This is a genomic window from Gammaproteobacteria bacterium, from assembly GCA_009838035.1.
GTDB lineage: Bacteria > Pseudomonadota > Gammaproteobacteria > Steroidobacterales > Foliamicaceae > Foliamicus.
The window spans coordinates 12,356-32,003 of record VXSK01000012.1 but is presented as its reverse complement, the minus strand read 5'-3'; the positions used below and the strand labels follow the sequence as shown (position 1 = coordinate 32,003).

The window sequence follows — 19,648 nt, the reverse complement described above, 5'->3', positions numbered from 1 at the left end:
GGCCGAGGTAGTGCCGTGTCAAGCGAGGATGTCATGCAGGGTAGCGCCATCGCGCACCCCAACGTAGCGCTGGTGAAATACTGGGGCAAGCGGCCGGCTCGCGGCAACCTGCCGGCCATGGGGTCGCTGTCGCTGTCGCTGGGGTTTCTGTCGACCCGCACCACGGTGCGCTTTGACCCGGCCGAGGGGCAGGACGCGCTGACGCTGAACGGGCGCCGAAACTCCAGGGACCTCAAACGGATGCAGGACTGCCTGGCGCCCCTGCGCCGCCGGGCCGGCAAGTCCGGGTCCGCGACGGTGGACTCGCGTAATGACTTTCCCACCGGTGCGGGCCTGGCTTCGTCCGCCTCCGGGATGGCGGCGCTGGCCCTCGCCGGCGCATCGGCGCTCGGCCTGGCGGAAGACCTTGATCTGGTCGGGCGGTCGGCAATGGCGGGTTCGGGGTCCGCGCCCCGTTCGCTGCATGGCGGAATCGTGTTGCTGTCGATCGATCCGGAAGGAAGCTGGTCCTGCAAGTCGCTGCTTCGGCCGGAGGAATGGCCGCTGAGAGTTGCGGTGGCCGTTACGCAAACCGGACCCAAGCAAACGGACTCCCGCACGGGCATGGAACTCACCCGGCGCACCTCGCCCTTCTACAGGGCCTGGCTCGGAAGCCAGCAGGCCGATCTTGAGGACGCCCGCCGCGCCGTGGCTCAACGTGACTTCGGGCGCCTCGCCGAACTGTCCGAAGGCAATTGCCTGAGAATGCACGCCGCCGCCATGGGCGCTACGCCCCCCCTGGTTTATTTCAATGGCGCTACCGTGGAGTGCCTGCACCGGATCAAGGCCCTGGCGCGCGACGGCCGGCCGGTATTCTTTACCGTGGACGCTGGCCCCCAGGTCAAGGCGGTCTGTCTTCCGGACGTGCTCGATGAAGTATGCGATGCGCTGGGCCAGGTTCCCGGAGTGCAACAGGTGCTCGGAGGAGAGCTGGGCGGCGGCGCGCGGCTCGTTTCGGGTTAACGCCGCCCGATGCCGGTTTCCGGAATCCAGGCACGGGCGCCAGGCAAGCTGTTTCTTGCCGGCGAGTACGCGGTGCTGCTGGGTGCGCCGGCCATTGCCTGCGCGGTCGGGCGGCATGTTCAGGCCAGCTTTCTTTCCGGCGATGCCCCCGAGGATCCCGAAGCCGCGCGCTGGCGATTGGCGGCCCGGGAAATACTGCTAAAGCACGGATTGGACCCGGCGCCGGCCGGCCGGCCGCTTGAAATCGACAGCAGACCGCTGTACTCGGACGGCGGAATCAAGCTGGGCTTCGGATCCAGCGCCGCCGTGGCCGTAGCGGTAACCGGCTTGCTGCTCGCCGCGCAGGACCAGGACCGCCGGTCAGGCACCGACGACCGGCTGCGCATCGCCGATCAACTGCACCGGGCGCTTCAGGGCCCGGGAGGCAGCGGCGTGGACGTGACGGTGAGCCTGCACGGAGGAGTGATTGCGGTGGAAGGTGATCGGGTAGAGCGCCTGCACTGGCCCGAGGGCCTTTATTGCGAAGTGATCTTCACCGGCCGCGACGCGGACACCGCCCATGCCATCGGGCGATTCCAGGAAGCGCTGCAGGGCGGCGAGGGAGCGCACTTCAGAGCACTGTGCGCCGCCGCGGAAGCGGCCCGGCAGGCCTGGAATCGTAGACCCGAAGCGATTGTCGCTACGGTGCAGGAATATGCGGCGGCGTGGCGGGAATTCGATCGCTGGGCCCGGCTCGGCGTTTTCAGCCGCGAGCATCTGCAATTGGAGAGTCTGGCGCGCGCCGCCGACTGCGTATACAAGCCGTCCGGGTCCGGCGGCGGCGACTGCGGGTTGGCCTTCTCGACCGACCGGGGGAAACTGCTTGCCTTGCGCGAGGCCGCCCGGAAAGCGGGATTCCTGCCGCTTGCGGTCGATCTTGGCGTGGAGGGCTTGCGGGTCCGGCGTCAATCCGATCGCGCGTAGTGCTTTACGCCCTAGTCCGTCACCTCTACCGTAATGACGTCGGACATTACCGGCGGCTCGTGCGGGATGTGCAGGTCGTCGCCCAGCAGCAACTGCAGCGTATGGGTGCCGGGTTCCAATGACAGTTCAACGCTGGTCTGTGCCAGGCCGAAGTGCATGTGGGCGTCGTCGGTGATGATCGGCAGGTCCATGCGCGGCAAGGGGGTATTCACCAGCAGGTGATGATGTCCCGTGTGCTCTCCGATCTCACCGGCAGGCAGCAATCCCATGCCTTCCAGTCCGAACTCCACCGTGAAGGGGGAAGTCAGCGCGGCTCCGTCCCCGGGGGAGACGAACCATACTCGAGCGCCTTCGGGCGAGGGCTTGCGCGGAGGCAGCGCGACTTCGGGCGCCGGCGCCGGCGCGCTCGCCGCATCCGCATCCGGCACGGCCTCATCCTGCGGTTCGGGGCTTCCGCAGGAACAGAGAAGCGCCGCTGCCAGCAGCGTTGCTAAAGTGGTTCTGTTTATGGACAAAGCGCTTGCCTTGGATAAATCGATCATAGCCTGACCTCCCGGGCCATGGGGCACTACAACATGAGATCGCTTGCCGCCGCCCGCTCGTCAAGCAATTCCTCGCCCGTGATGCGTATTTTCTCCTGCGAGAAATTGTCCAGGTCCAATCCCCGCACGATTTCCCAGTCGCCGTCCTCGCAGCGAACCGGAAAGGAGAAGAACACCCCCTCGGGCGAACCGTAACTACCGTCGCCGGGCACCGCCATGCTCACCCAGTCGCCGTCGGGCGTTCCGTGCGCCCAATCCCGCATGTGCTCGATTGCGGCGTTGGCGGCCGAGGCGGCACTGGACGTGCCGCGGGCCTTTATTACGCTGGCGCCCCGCTGTTGCACGGTGGTTATGAATTCTCCCCGCGCCCAGTCCTTCGCGACCAGCGCGCTGGCCGCCTTGCCGTCCACGGTCGCCTGTGACAGGTCCGGATATTGGGTAGCGGAATGGTTGCCCCAGATGGTCATCCGCCTGACAGCGCTGACGTGGTGGCCGGTGCGCGCCGCCAGTTGCGCGCAGGCGCGATTGTGGTCCAGCCGGGTCATGGCCGAGAAATTGCGCGGATTCATGTCCGGCGCGTTCGACGAGGCAATCAGGGCGTTGGTGTTCGCGGGGTTCCCCACGACAAGCACCCTGGCGTGCTCGTCGGCATGCTCGTTGAGCGCTGCTCCCTGTCCTGAAAATATGCGCGCATTCCCGGTCAGCAGGTCGGATCGCTCCATGCCGGGTCCGCGTGGCTTTGCGCCGACGAGGAAAACATAATCGGCGCCGCGGAAACCCTCCTCCAGGCGGTCCGTGGCGACCACTTCCGCAAGTGAGTCGAAGGCGCAGTCCTCGAGTTCCATGGCGACGCCCTCGAGTGCCTGCATTGCAGGAGCGATTTCGATCAGCCGCAACGTGATCGACTGGCCATGGCCAAGGAGTTGTCCCGATGCGATGCGGAACGCGAGCTGGTAGCCGATCTGACCGGCCGCCCCGGTGATGGCGATCTGCGTGGATGCTGACATTTCTCAAATGTTTGAGTCAGAGGACGGGCATTGTATCGCTGACGCATCCATTCGGGGGTCCAGCGGCATCTATGTATCGAGTTTGGAACACGGCGTGAAGCCATTAAAACGAGCCGCCATTGACAGAGAGGATCACAGCGATGAATTACAGAACACCATTTCTCCCCGCCCTTGCCTGCGCGTTCGCCCTCGTAGCAGGGCCGTCCGGCGCCGACGCGATTACAGACGCCGGAACGGCGCCGGGCATGGAACGGTTATCAAGCGACCAGATCGGGGAACTCAAGGAACTGCTGATTGCCCATGGCATTCCACCCGCGCGCCAGTTGGCTGGGGAGATCACCCAGGAATTAACCGGCAGCAACCGCGAGGCCGCAATGGCGGCCCTTTTCCGTCCGCCCGCCGTGCAACCGCAGGGAGCCGCGCCGACGCCCGCTGCAGTTGTTCAGGCCGGGCAAAACCAGTCCGTCGAATCCGCGCGCGCAGTTGCGCCGTACGAAAATTCTTCGCCTCTTCGCAACTTGCTGCGAAAGGTCTTGCGCTTCCTGAATCCCTCCAACTAGAAGGCGACGCTGCGCGGGACTTGCCGCGAGGGACATGCCCTCGCCCCCCGGGCTTTCCGGGCAAGCTTAGTCTTCGCTCTGGTTGATTTCATTCCACAGGCGGATCTGCTCGTTCATCTGGTTCGCCAGTTGTTGCTCCCGGTCCACCGAACCGTCATAACGCCGTACATATAACTCCCTGCGTTCGTCAGTCTTGGATTCCTCGTCCAGAGATTCGAAGTCGTCGTCAAGACACTTCCGATAACCTTCCAACGCCGTCTGAAATTCCCGAAACTCGGCGATCGCGGCCTTGAATTCATCCAGAGTCATTTCCTCCGCGTCAGGCGTCGTAGGCTCGTCGGGATAGTCGCACCCGGCCCAGGCCGTTCCGCTTGCCAGAACCAGAGTCATGACGGAAAGTGTGGCGATACGTTGCATTGTTTCCTCCTTCGAACAGCCTGCTTCCGCGGCGGGCCACGCGGCATTGCCCGTGCGCCGATGGGCCAATAGCGGGCCGTTGGCCGGCCCATTATGCCCGAAGGCCGTGCGCCACAAAATTGACACGACACCAGTGCCGGTGCGCTTACAATTGGCAGCCGCACAGCGCCGCCATCGCGTGGATTCACCGACAGGTCACCCCTCGAAATGCAACCTCTTCGTACCAGCGCGGCGTCCTTCCGGTAGGTCTGTCTCACGGAGCGCGGAGCGCCAATGCAAGGCGCAGTCATCAGGCAACGAATAAAGCGGCTTACCCGGCAGCAGCTTTCGGGCGGACTCCGGGGCGTCGAGCGGGAATGCCTGCGCGTTACGCCGGCCGGCCGGGTCGCGCCTACGCCGCATGGTGAGGAACTCGGGTCTGCCCTGACCCACCGCTACATCACCACCGACTTTGCCGAGGCGCTGCTGGAACTGATCACCCCTCCGGTGAAATCCACCCACGACGTCAGCGACTGGTTGGCGGCGTTGCACGAATTCGTCCTGTCGAAAGTGGACGGCGAACAGCTTTGGGCGCCCAGCATGCCGCCCGCGATATCTTCCGACCGACAACTTTCTCCGGCCCGGTACGGAAGCTCCAATATCGGCATGCTCAAGCATATTTACCGTCTCGGGCTGGCCAACCGCTACGGTCCGCGCATGCAGGCCATCGTGGGCATCCATTTCAATTACTCGCCACCGCCCGATTTCTGGGGGTCGCTGCCGGACCTGGAAAGCCCGCCCTCCGGAATCGTCGCGAAGCGCTCCTCCTGGACCATGGGTCAGATGCGCAACGTGCGCCGGCTCGCCTGGATGCCCACGTATCTGCTCGGCGCTTCGCCGGCGTTTCACGGCTCTCTTTCGCGCGTGCGCACCGCCGACCTGAGGAAGGGGCGCAAGGGCACCCTCTACGCGCCCGACGCGACCTCGCTGAGGATGAGCAGCCTGGGCTACACCAGCGCGTTGCAGGCGGGCCTGGTGATTTCCGCCAACAGCCTTCACGAATACGTTCGCGACCTGGAGGCGGCCGTCCATGCCCGGCATGCGGCGTACGGCAAGATCGGCGTGCGCGTGCGGGGCCGCTACCGGCAATTGTCGGACAGCGTCCTGCAGGTGGAGAACGAGTACTACTCGGCGGCGCGGCCCAAGCGCCGGATTCGCAGGGGCGAGCGCGCGGCGACGGCGTTGCGGCGGCGCGGAGCGGAGTATCTCGAATTGCGGCTGGTCGATGCCGATCCCTTCGAACCGTTGGGCGTCAGCGAAGCATCCATGCGTTTCCTGGAGGCCTTTCTTCTCTATTGCCTGCTGGAGGAAAGCCCTCCGATGGCTGCCGACGAATACCTGGCCTGCGTTTCAAACCTCGACGATACCGCGTGGCGCGGACGCGCGAGGGGCATCCGGCTTATCCGCAACCGTCGACGGATTAGACTGGACAACTGGGGTCTTGAGGTGTGCAGGGCAATGATGCCGGTGTGCGAAGCGCTGGACGGCGGGGCGGGAGGCGAATATTCAGCCGCGCTCAAGGCGGCCCGTGCATCTTTGCGCGACCCGGGGCTTACTCCGGCGGCAAGGGTGCTGGACGAGCTCAGCGATGCGGGCTGGGATCATCAGGCCTGGGGCATGGAGAAGGCCCGCCTGGCCTCGCGTCCTCCCCGGGCGCGGCCCAATGCCGCCAGGCGACGGGCCCTGAAGGACGAAGCGCCGGCCTCGCTCGCAAGGCTGCTGGCCATGGAGTCCGCGCCCGAGCCCCCATTCGACGAGTTCCTGGCCCGGTACCTGGAGAAGGGCTGACCCGATGCCCCCGCTCTGAAAGGCAAGGAACTCATGGGACAGCACTCTAGCCGCAAGCGCCACCCGGCCTCGCTGCCGGCCGACAAGCGGCGCAACATCCGCTTTTCCAAGACGGAAGTTTCCTTAAGGCAGGACGTGCATCAGCTCGGCGGCCTGATTGGCGCCATGATCCAGGATCGGGGCGGCGCGGGACTTTTCGAGGCCGTTGAATCGGCGCGCAGCCTCGCGATTGCACGCCGCAATGGCGACGCCGGCGCGCACGACCGTCTGGAGGAATTGCTGGCCGGCATGGACGACAGCCGGGCCCAGGATGTATCGCGCGCTTTCGCCACCTGGTTTCAGGCCACGAATACCGCCGAGCAGTTGCACCGGGTTCGCCGCCGCCGCGCCTACCTTTACGACGCCAGCCAACCGCAACGGGGCGGGCCCGAAGCGGTATTTCAGCAGCTTCGCAAGGACGGAACGGATCTGGCGGGTGCTGTCGGGCTGCTGAACACGATCCGGCTGCACCCGGTGTTTACCGGCCACCCGACGGAGCCCACGCCCACAGCGGTGCTGCGTCAACAGCGTGAAATTGCGTTGAACCTTGAGGAACTCAAGAGTTCCGACGCCGCTCCCCGGCAGGTCGATGCCCTGCTGCGGTCGATGCAGCAAAAGATCACGGCGATCTGGCACTGCGAGGAACATCCTCACGAGGAAACCACGATTGCGGCCGAGCTGCAGCAGTTGCTCTATTTCGTGACCGAAGTGATCTACCCGGCATTGCCGGACTTCTACGACTCGTTGACGGAGGCCATGGCAATCGCTTTCGGAGAACAGGCCCGGGACGCGCACATCTCCAGCCTGCTTCGCTTTCATTCGTCCATCGGCGGGGACCTGGAAGCGGACGTGGAAATCACGCCCCGCTTCATCCGGCAACTCTTCGACCGGCAACGGCTGGCGGTTCTGAACCTGTACCGCGAGGAATGCCTGCAGCTTGCCGAGACGCTTACCCATTCGGCCCGGCGAATCGACGCGGGGGGAGAAATACGGCGACGGATACGAGTCTATCGCGAACATTTCCCGGACATATATGCGGAACTCGGGCCGGACCAGCGGGACATGCCCTATCGCCTCCTGCTGCTGCTGATGGCGGCGCGCCTGGAGGCAACGGCGCTGGACAGCGCCTTCCACTATGACTACGAGCACGAGTTGCTGGACGATCTGGAGGTGCTCACCGACGGCCTCATCGAGCAGGGCGGGATGTTCGCCGGAAGCCAGGGCGTGCAGCGGCTGGTCCGGCGCGTGGAAACCTTCGGCTTTCACCTGCTTTCGGTGGAATTTCGCCAGCGGGCCGTGGTCCTGCGCCGTGTTCTCGGGAAGGCATTCGGCGGCAAACGGTGGGAGACTCCCGCGGCCCGGTTGAAGTGCCTGCGCCAGGCGCTGGAGCAGGATCTGGGCCGTCCGGAGGGTCTGGGCAACGAGGGCTTGCGCGCGCTGGCGGTGTTCGACGCCCTTCGTTACCTGAGGGGGCGCTACGGCAGGAAAGCACTGGGCGGTCTGCTGCTGGGCGGCGTCAAGGAGCCGGCGGACGTGCTCGGCGCGCTGCTGCTGGCGCGCTGGGCGGGATTTGAACGGGCCGACGGACACACGCCCCTGGACCTGATTCCGGTGTTCGAAAGCGACATGGACGCCCGCCAATGCGCTCGCGTGATCGGACAGTTGCTGAAGGAACCTGCGTATCGCCGACACCTGGAAAAGCGAAACCGGCGGCAGTTCGTGATGGTGGATCACGCCCGCTCGAGGTTGGTATTCGATCTTCCCTCCGAGCAATGGTCGATCCGCGGGCTGCAGAAGGCTGCGGTCGGGGCGGCAACGGAGTCGGGAATAACACCGGTGCTGCTGCAGGCGCGGGGAAGCGCCTATGAGCGCAGTGGCCGCCGCAGACTGCTGGCCGACATTCCGCCCGAACAGCTTCAGCAACCCTTCCGGTACGCCGAGGCCGGCGAACGGGCCGGGCTGCGCTATGGCATGCGGGGCATCGTCCTGCGGTCGCTGGAACTCGCGGTCGGGGAACTGTTGCTGGCCAGGGCCCGTCGCGGAGGAACGGAAACTGTCCGGAGAGCGGAAGAATTGCTGGAGTGCCTGGCCAAGGCGAGCGTCCGAGCCCATAGCGAGTTCCCGGGCGGTCCGCGCGGCATGGCCGACTATTTCGAACTTGCCACGCCGGCGGACCTGCTGGCGCGTATGCCGACCACGGCCAGGCGCAGCGGCATGCGGGAGGGAACGGCCGTGGAACTGCCCCGTCCGCTGGTTACCTTCTGCTGGGCCCAGAGCCGCAATCTGTTACCGGGCTGGTTCGGGTTCGGCGCCGGTTTTGTTGACGCCATGGAGGAATTCGGGCTCAGGTTCATTCGCGGAATGGCCCGCGAATGGCCCTATTTGCAGGGCATGCTTCGCGACCTGGAGTTGGCGCTGGCCCGTTCCGACCTCGAAATCGCCAGAGGCTATTCGCGTCTGGCCGGCGACCTGCACGAAGCCTGTTTCTCCGCCATACAGCAGGAGCATGAACGAACGCTGGAGGGTCTGATGAGCATACTTGGCCAGAAAGTCCTGCTTGAGGACCAGCCCGCCTTGCGGCGTTCGATCCGGCTGAGGAATCCTTACGTGGATCCCATCAACCTGTTGCAGGTGAGACTTCTGTCCCGCTGGCGGGCGAACGGCCGTGTCTGCTCGGGGGAACTCTATGCGGCGCTCAAGTCCACGGTTTACGGCATCGCCCGCGGCGTGCAGGAGGCCACCTGAGTGCTACTGCCGTCCTTCGCCTGTCCCATTACATAGCCCTTCCAGGAGTATTGGAGGCAGGGATGCCGGAGCAAGCTCCATGGATGGATTTATGCGTCTCCGGGAAGGGCTATGTAATGGGACAGGCGCGCCAGCGGACGGCGAGCGTAGTTCGGGTCAGTCGCCGCGCAGGACGCTCATGAGGGGGGCGTTCAGGGCGCCGCGCACGGCTAGCATTCCGGCCAGGCCGATCAGTACGGCGCCGGCGGCCACGCCAGAGGCCAGCAGCAGGGGATCGAGGCTGTAGTCGAGATCGAAGACGCGGTCGGCCAGCAGCAGCCCCAGCGCGCTGGCGGCGCCCGCTCCCAGCAATCCGGCCACGGCCCCCAGCACGCCGAACTCCACGGCAAGGCTGCGCAGTATGACCCCTCTGCGCCCGCCCAGGGTTCGCAGCACGGCCGTTTCCACCGACCGCTCTCCTCGATTCGAGCGCACCGCGGCAAGAACCACGACCACAGCCGCGAGCAGGCTGAAGGCGAACACGAATTGCACCGCCAGGCCGGCGCGATCCAATATCCGCCGCGCCTGGCCGATGATCGCGTCCAGGTCGATGATGGTCACCCCGGGATATCGCTTGAGCAGGGTCATCAGTATCTGTCCCTCCTCCTGCGGAATGTAGGCGCTGGCAATCATTGTGTGCGGCAAATCGGCGGCGTTCGGGGAAAGCATGAGCTGGAAATTCGGATCGAAGGTGTCCCAATCGACGCTGCGCAGGTTGCTGAGTTCCGCCTGCAGCGCCACGCCGCCGACATCGAAGGTCAGGCGGTCGCCGAGGTCCACTCCCAGGCGGGCCGCGGTCTGCGCGTCGGCCGACAATTCCGGCGGACCGGCGTGCGCTTCGTCCCACCACTCGCCGCGTACTACGCGGTCGCCCTTCGGGATGCCGGCCGACCAGGAAACGTTAGCGGCGCGTTCGATGAAGCGGCGGCCTTCGGGGTACGGCAAGGGCCACTCTGCGGCGGGGATGCCGTTGATTTCCGTGAGCCGCGCCCTGATGAAGGGCAGCGCATCGGACAGGTCCGGGACACTCTCGCCGAGCAGGTCGCGCATGCCGGGCCATTCCTCGGGCGCGATGTTGATGAAGAAGTAGTTGGGTGCGTCTTCCGGCATGGATTGACGCCAGGCGTCGAGCAGGTCGGTCCGCATGAGGCCCAGCAGCAGCACGGCCATCAGGCCCAGCCCGAACCCCGCAACCTGCGCGACGCTCTCTCCCCCGCCGCGGCGGATATTGGCCAGGCCGTGCCGCCAGGCTACCCCGCCGGCGCCGCGCACCGCCGACAGCGCCCGGACCAGCAGCCAGCCGAGCAGCATGCCCGCTCCGGCCGTCAGCGCCAGACCCAGGGTCATCCACAGGGCCAGTTCGGCGTCGCCGGCCAGAAGGGTGACGATCAGAAGGATGGCCGCGACCGGCGCGCCCTGGCGCAGCAGTGGCCCCGGCCCCTGCATGGGCAGGTCCTGCCGAAGAACCCGCAGCGGCGAGGTTCGTGCCAGGCTGCGCAGCCAGGGAACAACGCAGGCGCCGGTTACCGCGATTGCGATCAACGCGCCGGGCAGCAGGCTGCGCAGGCTTGCGGGAGGCAGGTCCAGATTGATGACTTCGCGCGCGTAGGCCGAAAGCGCCAGGTGGGCGCCGTAGCCGGCAATACTGCCCAGGCCGATTCCCAGCGCCGACACGATGAGGACCGGAATCAGACAACGGCGAAAGACCTGGCCCTGCGAAGCGCCCAGGCATTTCTCCAGCGCCGCGGTCACCAGCCGCCGGCGGGTATAGCTGCGAGCGGCGAGGACCGTGGCGACGGCCGACAGGATTACGCTGACCAGCGCCGCCAGCGCCAGGAAACTTCCCGCCCGGTCCACGGCGGAGGCAAGCGTCTGACTCGTTTCCTCGAGGTTCTGTATCCGCTCGTCGGAACGCAGGCCGTCCTCCTCGGCTGTGCGGAATTCGAGCACCCGGTCCTTTTGTCCGGCGAACAACTGCCGGTAGGACACCCGGCTGCCGGGACGCACCACGTCCATCTCGGCAACGTCCGCCAGATTGGTCAGCACCGTAGGACCGAGCTGCTGAAAACCGGTTCCGGGATCCGGACGGTAGCGCAACACGCGCGTCGCGCGGAGGTCTTTCGATCCGACGCGCATGCTAGCTCCCACGTCGATGTCCAATTGCGCGAGCAGGGCCGCGTCCACCCATGCTTCCCCCGGTGGCGGGATGCCTTCCTCGACCGTGTCGGCGCCGTAGGGTTCGGCCGAAGTACGGACCTCGCCGCGCAGCGGATAGTCACCGGTAACCGCCACCACCGAACTCAGGGCTGTCATTTCGCCGGCCACGGCGACCGTGGCGAAGGACCAGGTCTCGGCGCTTTGCAGGGAATAGGCGCGGGCCCGCTCAAGCCGCCCCGGGTCGGGCCGCACCGGGGCGGCAACCGCCAGGTCGGCCGCCAGCACTTCCGCCGCCTGCTGCTGCACCGCCGCGCCGATGCGTTCGGTCAGGAAACTCACCGCGGCCACCGCCGCCACCGAAACGGTGAGCGCCGAGAGCATCACGGTAAATTCGCCGGCGCGAAGTTCGCGCAGCCATCTCCGCCATCGCGTTGAGTGTGCAACGGTCATCGCGGCGGGAACTTTCGCATATACTGCACGCCCGCTCAAGGCAAAGCCGCAAGTTCAGGGGCCCTCGCGCCAAGTGAAAGTTAAATTCCTGTCCTGCCTGGCCGTGGCCGCGCTTACCGCCTGCGCTGCTGAGGACCCGCAAATGTCCGAAGACCAGACACCCGTCGAGCCGCCGGTCGCGGACCGCCGTCACCACTCCTACAGCCATCACGGCGTCACCATCGAGGACCCCTACCACTGGCTGAAGGACCCGGGCTACCCGCAGGTGGACGACCCGCACGTCCTGGCCTATCTGGAGGCGGAAAACGCCTACTTCGAGAGCATGATGGCGCCCCGCGGGGAGCTGGTGGACACGCTGTTCGAGGAAATCAAGGCGCGCCAGAAGCCCGACGACTCCGGCGTTCCCTTCAAGGACGGGGACTGGCACTACAGGTGGCGTTTCGAGGAAGGCGGGCAGTACCGCATCTGGCAGCGCTGGCCGGCGCGAGACGGCGAGACGCCGGACTCTCCCGGCGCAAACGCCGAAACCCTGTTGAACGAACCGGAGCTGGCGGCCGAGCACGAGTACTTCCGGCTCGGCGCACTGTCGGTAAGTCACGGCGGCGACCTGCTCGCCTACAGCACCGATACCGACGGCTCGGAGCGTTACCGGCTGTTCGTCAAGGACCTGAGCACGGGCGAGTTGCTGGAGGATGAGATCGAAAACACTCTGGGCGGCGCGGTCTGGGCGGCGGACGATTCGGCGTTGCTGTACGTGGTCGTGGACGAGAACTGGCGTCCCTACCAGGTGCGCAGGCATGTGCTGGGCCAGCCCGTGGAAAGCGACTCCATCATCTACGAAGAGCACGATCCCGGGTTCTTCGTGCGCCTGTCGGAATCGGCTTCGGAGCTTTACATATTGATCCATGCCGCCGGGCACACGTCGTCCGAGGCCTACGTCATTCCGGCCGGTGCGAGCGACGCGGAGCCGCTGCTGGTGGCGCCCCGGCGCGCCGATCACGAGTACTTCGTGGATCACCAGGAGGACCGGTTCGTGATCCGCACCAACGACCGGCACAGGAACTTCCGCCTGGTGACCGCTGCCGGTGACGATCCATCCGAGGACAACTGGGTGTCGCTGCTGGAAGGATCCGCGGAACTCTACATTCGCGGGTTCGACGTCTTTGCCGATTTCATCGCGGTGGTGGAGCGAACCAACGGCCTGAACGCAATCCGGCTCATCGGGAGGGACGGGACCACGACCCACGTGGAACTGCCGGAAACCGTCTGCTCGGTCAGCCTGGGCGACAATGCGGAGTTCCGCACGCGGACATTGCGGCTGGAATATTCGTCCATGATCACGCCGCCCACCGTCTTCGACTACCGGGTCGATTCGGGCGAGCTCAAGGCCCTCAAGATTCGCGAGATTCCCAGCGGCTACGCGAAGGAGCAGTACCTGACCGAACGGCTCATGGCGCCGGCCCGCGACGGCGCGGAGATTCCCGTGTCGCTCGTACGCCGCAAGGATACGCCGGCGGACGCCGGCGCGCCGTTGTACCTGTACGGATACGGCGCGTACGGGTTTGCCCTTCCGCCCTCATTCTCGACCAGCCGGCTGTCGCTTCTGGACCGGGGCTTCATCTTTGCTATCGCCCACATCCGCGGCGGCGACGATCTTGGCTACCACTGGTACGAAGCCGGCAAGCTGGACCGGCGTACCAATACCTTCAACGATTTCGTGGACGTGGCGCGCTTTCTCATCGAAGCGGGCTACGCAGGGAAGGGCCGCATCGCGATAGCCGGCGGCAGCGCCGGCGGGGAACTCATGGGCGCGGTCGTCAACCAGGCCCCGGAGCTGTGGGGCGCGGTAGCCGCCCACTTGCCGTTCGTCGATGTGCTCAATACGATGCTGGACGAATCGCTTCCGCTTACGCCCACGGAATGGCCGGAGTGGGGCAATCCGATCGAGGACAAGGCCGCTTTCGAGCTGATCCGGTCCTATTCTCCGTACGACCAGCTGGCAGCCCGCGAGTATCCGCCGATGCTGGTGACTGCCGGCCTGAACGATCCGAGGGTGACCTACTGGGAACCGGCCAAGTACGTGGCCAGATTGCGCCATTTGAAGACCGGCGACAGTCCGCTGTTGCTCAAGACCAACATGGGCGCCGGGCATGGCGGCAGGTCCGGCCGTTATGACTCCCTCTACGAGGTCGCCGAGGAATACGCTTTCATGCTCTGGTCGCTGGGGCTGGCCGACTAGGGACTGGCGCGGCGCTTGACGCCGGTTTCGCTCAGTATGGTGCTGGAGATTTCCTCGATGGAGCGATGCGTCGTGTCGATGTAGCTGATTCCGTGCTGCCTGAACATTCTCTCCGCACTGCGCAGTTCGAAACGAACCTGCCGTGACGAGGAATAACTGCCGTCGGGGCGCCGTTCGCGGCGGATCTGGATCAGGCGTTCGACCGAAATCGTAAGCCCGTAGAGCTTGCCGCGATGGTCGAGCAGCGGCTTGGGAAGCCGGCCCGATTCCATGTCGTCCTCGGTAAGCGGGTAGTTGGCGGCGAACACGCCGTATTGCAGCGCCAGGTACAGGCAGGTGGGCGTCTTTCCGGACCGCGAAACCCCGGTCAGTACCAGGTCGGCCTCGTCGTAGTGGATGATGCCGTGGCCGTCGTCGGAATCCATCGCGAAATGGGTTGCGTCAATCCGGGAGTTGTAGCTGGACGCGTCCGACATCCCGTGCGTTCGCCCCAGGGTATGCGAGGATTGAACCCCGAGTTCCTCCTCCAGGGGCGCCAGGAATTCCGCGAAATAATCCAGAATCAGGCCTCTGGAGCGCAGCAATGGCGCGCGGATCGCGTTATGTACGAAGCTGGTGAAGACGATCGGCCGGCACCCGGTCCGTTCGGCTTCCCAGTCGATTCGTCTCGCCACCTGGACCGCCTTCTCGACGCTGTCGACGAACGGGACCGTTGTCGGGGCGAAGTTGATTCCGTCAAACTGGGTAAGGAGGCTGTGGCCCAGCGTCTCGGCGGTGACACCGGTGCGGTCGGACACGAAAAATACCGTTCGCTCTGCCATACTACGCTATCGGCTTGGGGGCGAGCGGGAGTATAGCTTGCGCGAGTACGTCATCGGCCTTTCGGCCATCGGCAAGGACGATCTGGAGCGCGTGGGCGGGAAGAACGCTTCCCTGGGCGAGATGATCGCCCACCTGGATGAACTGGAAATTCGGGTTCCCGACGGCTTCGCCACGACGTCGGACGCGTTCTCCGAATTTCTCTATCAGGACGGGCTGGGCGAGGCCATCCACGGCATGCTGGACGGCCTGGACGTGGACGACGTCGAGTCGCTCGGCCGCACCGGCGCGCATATACGCGAACTGATCGGCAAGGCGCCTCTGCCGGCCGGCCTGGAGCGCGCGGTCCGCACGGCTTTCGAGCGGCTTTGCGACGGCGCGGAGATCGGCGTCGCGGTCCGTTCCTCGGCAACGGCGGAGGACCTGCCCGAAGCGTCCTTCGCCGGACAGCAGGACACCCTGCTCAACGTGCGCGGTCCGGACCACGTGGTTGCGGGAATACGCGAGATATACGCCTCGCTGTTCAATGACCGGGCCATCGCCTATCGCGTCCACCAGGGATTCGATCACCGCCGGGTTTCGCTCTCGGTGGCCGTGCAGCGCATGGTCCGCAGCGACCTGGCCAGTTCCGGCGTGCTCTTCACGCTGGACACCGAGTCGGGGTTCCGCGACCTGGTGCTGATTTCCTCAAGCTACGGACTGGGCGAAACCGTGGTGCAGGGCGCGGTCAACCCCGACGAGTTATACGTCTACAAGCCTGCTCTTGCGAGCGGCCGGAAGGCGGTTATCCGGCGCAACCTGGGCAGCAAGGCGCTGAAGATGGTCTATGCCGGCGACGACGGTGGGCGCGTGGCCACTGTTGAAGTCCCGAGGGAGCAGCGCGACCGGTTCTCGCTCTCCGACGCGGAAGCCGAGGAACTGGCTAGGCAGGCGATGGCGATCGAACGGCACTACGGCCGGCCCATGGACATCGAGTGGGGCAAGGACGGCGAGGACGGCCATCTCTACATCCTGCAGGCGCGCCCGGAGACGGTGAAGAGCCGGGCGGACCAGACCCTGGTGCGGTTCGAGCTCAAGGAGCGTTCGAAGGTACTGAGCAGCGGGCGCAGTATCGGCCAGCGCGTGGGCGCGGGCGTGGCGAGGATCGTGTCCAGCGTGGAGCGGATGAATCTCATTCAGCCTGGAGACGTGCTGGTGGCGGACATGACCGACCCCGACTGGGAGCCGGTCATGAAGCGTGCCGCCGCGATTGTGACGAACCGTGGGGGACGCACCTGCCATGCGGCGATCATTGCCCGCGAACTGGGCATTCCCGCGGTCGTGGGTTGCGGGAACGCCACCGGCGCAATTCCGGACGGGTCGGAAGTCACGGTTTCCTGCGCCGAAGGCGACGAGGGGTTCGTGTACCGGGGCAGGTTGCCTTACGAGGAACGTTCCATGCCGCTGGGAAGGCTACCGGAAATTCCGGTGCGGCTGGCCATGAACGTGGGCAACCCCGATCGCGCCTTTGCCTTCGCGGCCATTCCCAATCACGGCGTGGGCCTTGCCAGGCTGGAATTTATCGTCAACCGGATGATCGGCGTGCACCCCAACGCCATCCTGGAATTCGACCGGCAGGACCCGGATGTGCGGGAACTGATCGTGGAGCAGATGGCGGGTTACGCCGACCCCGTTTCCTTCTACGTGGAGAAGCTGGCCGAAGGCATTGCCTGTATTGCCGCTGCCTTCGCTCCCGAGCCGGTCATCGTGCGGCTGTCGGATTTCAAGTCCAACGAGTACGCCAACCTGATCGGCGGCGCGCGCTACGAACCGATGGAGGAGAACCCCATGCTCGGCTTTCGCGGCGCCGCCCGCTACGTGGACGAGCAATTCAAACCCTGCTTTGAACTGGAGTGTCGGGCGCTGCTGAAGGTTCGCAGGGACATGGGACTGGAGAACGTCCAGGTGATGGTGCCCTTCGTGCGCACGGTTCAACAGGCGCGCGAAGTGGTCGGACTGCTGGCCGCGAACGGTCTTGAGCGCGGCGTGGACGGACTGAAACTCATCATGATGTGCGAGTTGCCCGGCAATGCCTTGCTTGCCGGGCAGTACCTCGAATTTTTCGACGGCATGTCGATCGGCTCCAACGACCTGACCCAGCTCACGCTCGGCCTGGATCGCGATTCGGGACGGATAGCGGCGCTGTTCGACGAGCGGGACGAGGCCGTCAGGCGCCTTCTCGAAATGGCTATCGATGCTTGCCGGGCGCAGGACAAGTACGTGGGCATTTGCGGCCAGGGGCCGTCGGACCATCCGGATCTGGCCCGCTGGCTGGTGGAAAAGGGAATCGACAGCCTGTCGCTGAATCCCGACTCGGTGCTGGACACCTGGCTCCACCTGGCCGAGGCGGAGTCCTAGCTTGGCGGTTAGAGGCGGCCGCTGGTAAGGCGGCAGATCCGGTCGCAGCGTCCGGCCAGCTTCCGATCGTGGGTAGCGAGCAGCAGCGTGGCGCCGGCCCGCTCGTTCATCTCGAACAGGATGTCGCCGACCCTCCGCCCGGTATCCGCGTCGAGGTTGCCGGTCGGCTCGTCCGCCATGAGCACCTGGGGGCGGGTCACGAAGGCGCGGGCGATGGCGACGCGCTGACGCTCGCCACCGGAGAGATGGCGCGGATAATGGCGCCGCCGTTCGGAAAGACCGACGCGGCCAAGGGCCTCGTCGGCGGCCTTGCGCGCTCCCCGGCTGCCGTTCAGTTCCAGCGGCAGCATGACGTTCTCGATCGCGGTCAGGGATTCGACCAGGTGGAAGGACTGGAACACGAAACCCAGGTGCTGTCCGCGCAAGCGCGCCCGTCCGTCCTCGTCAAGCCGGGAAAGGTCCTGGCCGCACAGCACGACCCGGCCCTCGGTGGGGTGGTCGAGTCCGGCCAGGAGCGCCAGTAGCGTCGTCTTTCCGGCTCCGGAAGGGCCCATGAGCGCGCAGGACTCGCCACTTTCGAGGCGCAGGTTGATATCCTTGAGAATCTCAAGGTCCCCCTCGGGGCTGGACACGGTCATGCCCAGGTTCTCAGCGCTCAAGACTTCAGTCATTCGTTGCCTGACAGCGGTTGCGTTGTGCCTTGTGTTTGCCGGCGCAGCCGCCAGGGATGCGCCCGTATTGCTGGTTTTAGGCGACAGTTTGAGCGCCGCCTACGGAATGCCCCTGAGCCGGGGCTGGGTAAGTTTACTAGAGCAACGCCTCAGGGATGCGAACCGGCCCTGGCGAGTGGTCAATGCCAGCATCTCCGGCGATACCACCTCAGGCGCCCTGAAACGGCTGCCGAAGCTGCTTGAACTGCATGCGCCGAAAGTGGTGATTATCGAACTGGGCGGGAACGACGGCCTGCAGGGCAAGCCGCTGGACACGATAGCGTCCAACCTGCAGGGCCTGATCGGCGTTGTGCGCGGCGCGGGCGCGCAACCGGCGCTGGTCCGCATGCGGATTCCGCCCAACTACGGCCGCTACTACACCGGTGAGTTCGAGCGGCTGTATGAGCAGATTGCGGTACGGGAGGAGGTTCCGCTGCTGCGATTCGACCTGGAGGGGCTGGCAAGCGCCGAAGGCATGATGCAGGAGGACGGAATTCATCCGGCGCCGGAAGCGCAGGCGCGGATGCTGGACTCGCTGTGGCCGGACCTGAACGCCCGGCTGCTCAGCCTTGAGCGTGACCGCCAATCCCGGAAGCAAAGCCCCGGCTCATGAATCGAGCGCCAGGGCCCGGCAACGCCGGCTGGCGTACCGGTCCGTCATTCCCGCGATGTAGTCGGCTACCGCCCGCGCCCGCGCTCCGGCGTCGCGCTCCCGGCCCCGCGAATGCCTGCCCGGCATTTCGTCCGGATGGCTCATGTAGTGGTCGAACAGGGCATCGACTACGGCGCCTCCCCTTGCGTATTCCTGCTGCATGCGGGGGTGTTGGTATAGCCGGTCGGTCAGGAAGCGGGCCAGTTCCCGGTGCCGTTCGTCGACCGGACCGCTCAGGCCCACCAGCGGTCCCGGCCGGTCGCGAACCGCGTCCGCGTCGCCGGGCGCGGCCTGCTTCAGATTGGCGCTGGTGGTCTCGATCAGGTCCGAGACCACCCGGTCGATCATGCCCCGTATGGCTTCCGCGGCCAACGCGCCTCCTTCGGCTCGGGGAAATCTGCCGGCCGCTTCTTCACGGGACTCACGGAACAGGCGCACCTCCATCAGTTCGGCGGGATTCAGGAGGCCGCTGCGCAGGCCGTCGTCCAGGTCGTGATGGTTGTACGCGATCTCGTCGGCCACATTGGCCAGCTGCGCCTCCAGGCTGGGCTGGCTGCGCCGGATAAAACGTTCTCCGAGGTCTCCGAGCGTGCGCGCCTGGCGTCGCGAGCAGCGCTTGAGCAGTCCTTCGCGCGTTTCCCAGCACAGGTTCAGTCCCGGGAACCCCGCGTAGCGGTGCTCCAGTGAGTCGACAATGCGCAGCGCCTGCAGATTGTGTTCGAAGCCGCCATGGTCGGCCATGCAACGGTTCAGCGCGGTCTGCCCGGCGTGGCCGAATGGCGGATGCCCCAGATCGTGTCCCAGGCAGATCGCTTCCGTGAGATCCTGATTGAGGTGCAGGCAGGCCGCGACGGTGCGCGCGATCTGCGCCACCTCCAAGGTGTGCGTAAGCCGCGTACGGAAGTGATCGCCTTCGCCGGCGACGAACACCTGGGTCTTGTGCATCAACCGCCGGAAAGCCCGGCAGTGGATGATCCGGTCGCGGTCCCGCTGGAAAGGGCTCCTGTAGGGATGGCCGGGTTCGGCGTGAACCCGGCCGCGCGTCTGCTCGTCGCGGACCGCCCAGGCGGCAAGAGTCGTGTC

The 19,648-nt window shown here is 65.8% G+C and carries 15 protein-coding genes; 8 read left to right on the top strand and 7 right to left on the bottom strand.

Going from position 1 to position 19,648, the window contains the following annotated elements; translation table 11 throughout:
* The first annotated feature begins 33 nt into the window (after window positions 1-33).
* Both mvaD and F4Y72_07090 read left to right on the top strand, forming a co-directional pair.
* Window positions 34-1,002, top strand: a complete 969-nt coding sequence (mvaD, locus tag F4Y72_07095; protein ID MXZ28058.1) for a diphosphomevalonate decarboxylase — start codon at window positions 34-36, stop codon at window positions 1,000-1,002.
* A gap of 9 nt (window positions 1,003-1,011) precedes the next feature.
* Window positions 1,012-1,965 (top strand): hypothetical protein, encoded by a 954-nt coding sequence (locus F4Y72_07090; GenBank protein ID MXZ28057.1) that lies wholly within the window; start codon window positions 1,012-1,014, stop codon window positions 1,963-1,965.
* 11 nt (window positions 1,966-1,976) lie between these two features.
* Here F4Y72_07090 and F4Y72_07085 read toward each other — a convergent pair whose 3' ends face one another.
* On the bottom strand, window positions 1,977-2,507 hold the full coding sequence (locus F4Y72_07085; protein ID MXZ28056.1) for a DUF4399 domain-containing protein: 531 nt from the start codon (window positions 2,505-2,507) through the stop codon (window positions 1,977-1,979).
* A gap of 26 nt (window positions 2,508-2,533) precedes the next feature.
* A complete protein-coding gene (locus tag F4Y72_07080) occupies window positions 2,534-3,514 on the bottom strand; it encodes a malate dehydrogenase (GenBank protein MXZ28055.1) in 981 nt (326 codons plus the stop codon).
* Between the two features lie 140 nt (window positions 3,515-3,654).
* On the opposite strand from F4Y72_07080, the gene F4Y72_07075 reads away from it, so the two are divergent.
* The gene (locus tag F4Y72_07075) at window positions 3,655-4,074 is read left to right on the top strand and encodes a hypothetical protein (protein ID MXZ28054.1); all 420 of its coding nucleotides are present in this window, start codon (window positions 3,655-3,657) and stop codon (window positions 4,072-4,074) included.
* Window positions 4,075-4,140: 66 nt separating this feature from the next.
* Here the strand turns inward: F4Y72_07075 and F4Y72_07070 are convergent, their stop codons facing one another.
* Window positions 4,141-4,491 (bottom strand): hypothetical protein, encoded by a 351-nt coding sequence (locus tag F4Y72_07070; protein ID MXZ28053.1) that lies wholly within the window; start codon window positions 4,489-4,491, stop codon window positions 4,141-4,143.
* Window positions 4,492-4,764: 273 nt separating this feature from the next.
* On the opposite strand from F4Y72_07070, the gene gshA reads away from it, so the two are divergent.
* Both gshA and F4Y72_07060 read left to right on the top strand, forming a co-directional pair.
* Entirely contained in the window at window positions 4,765-6,318 is a 1,554-nt protein-coding gene (gene gshA / locus F4Y72_07065) for a glutamate--cysteine ligase (protein ID MXZ28052.1), read from the top strand.
* 33 nt (window positions 6,319-6,351) lie between these two features.
* Complete coding sequence (locus F4Y72_07060) at window positions 6,352-9,102, top strand: phosphoenolpyruvate carboxylase (protein ID MXZ28051.1); 2,751 nt, start codon at window positions 6,352-6,354, stop codon at window positions 9,100-9,102.
* 156 nt (window positions 9,103-9,258) lie between these two features.
* Here the strand turns inward: F4Y72_07060 and F4Y72_07055 are convergent, their stop codons facing one another.
* Window positions 9,259-11,748: an FtsX-like permease family protein gene (locus F4Y72_07055; GenBank protein MXZ28050.1), complete on the bottom strand. Its 2,490-nt coding sequence runs from the start codon at window positions 11,746-11,748 to the stop codon at window positions 9,259-9,261.
* Between the two features lie 142 nt (window positions 11,749-11,890).
* On the opposite strand from F4Y72_07055, the gene F4Y72_07050 reads away from it, so the two are divergent.
* On the top strand, window positions 11,891-13,987 hold the full coding sequence (locus tag F4Y72_07050) for a S9 family peptidase (protein ID MXZ28049.1): 2,097 nt from the start codon (window positions 11,891-11,893) through the stop codon (window positions 13,985-13,987).
* Here the strand turns inward: F4Y72_07050 and F4Y72_07045 are convergent.
* Window positions 13,984-14,808, bottom strand: coding sequence for a kinase/pyrophosphorylase (locus tag F4Y72_07045; GenBank protein MXZ28048.1), 825 nt, complete (start codon window positions 14,806-14,808; stop codon window positions 13,984-13,986). The two genes, F4Y72_07050 and F4Y72_07045, sit on opposite strands and share 4 nt — an antisense overlap.
* Before the next feature lie 37 nt (window positions 14,809-14,845).
* On the opposite strand from F4Y72_07045, the gene ppsA reads away from it, so the two are divergent.
* Window positions 14,846-17,203, top strand: a complete 2,358-nt coding sequence (gene ppsA, locus F4Y72_07040) for a phosphoenolpyruvate synthase (GenBank protein MXZ28047.1) — start codon at window positions 14,846-14,848, stop codon at window positions 17,201-17,203.
* An 8-nt stretch (window positions 17,204-17,211) separates the two neighbouring features.
* On the opposite strand, the gene F4Y72_07035 is transcribed toward ppsA, so the two are convergent.
* Complete coding sequence (locus tag F4Y72_07035; GenBank protein MXZ28046.1) at window positions 17,212-17,874, bottom strand: ATP-binding cassette domain-containing protein; 663 nt, start codon at window positions 17,872-17,874, stop codon at window positions 17,212-17,214.
* Between F4Y72_07035 and F4Y72_07030 the strand changes: the two genes are divergently transcribed.
* A complete protein-coding gene (locus tag F4Y72_07030) occupies window positions 17,840-18,526 on the top strand; it encodes an arylesterase (GenBank protein MXZ28045.1) in 687 nt (228 codons plus the stop codon). The genes F4Y72_07035 and F4Y72_07030 overlap by 35 nt on opposite strands.
* Here F4Y72_07030 and F4Y72_07025 read toward each other — a convergent pair.
* Window positions 18,521-19,648: deoxyguanosinetriphosphate triphosphohydrolase (locus F4Y72_07025; GenBank protein ID MXZ28044.1), on the bottom strand; the 1,128-nt coding region annotated here is incomplete at its 5' end. The two genes, F4Y72_07030 and F4Y72_07025, sit on opposite strands and share 6 nt — an antisense overlap.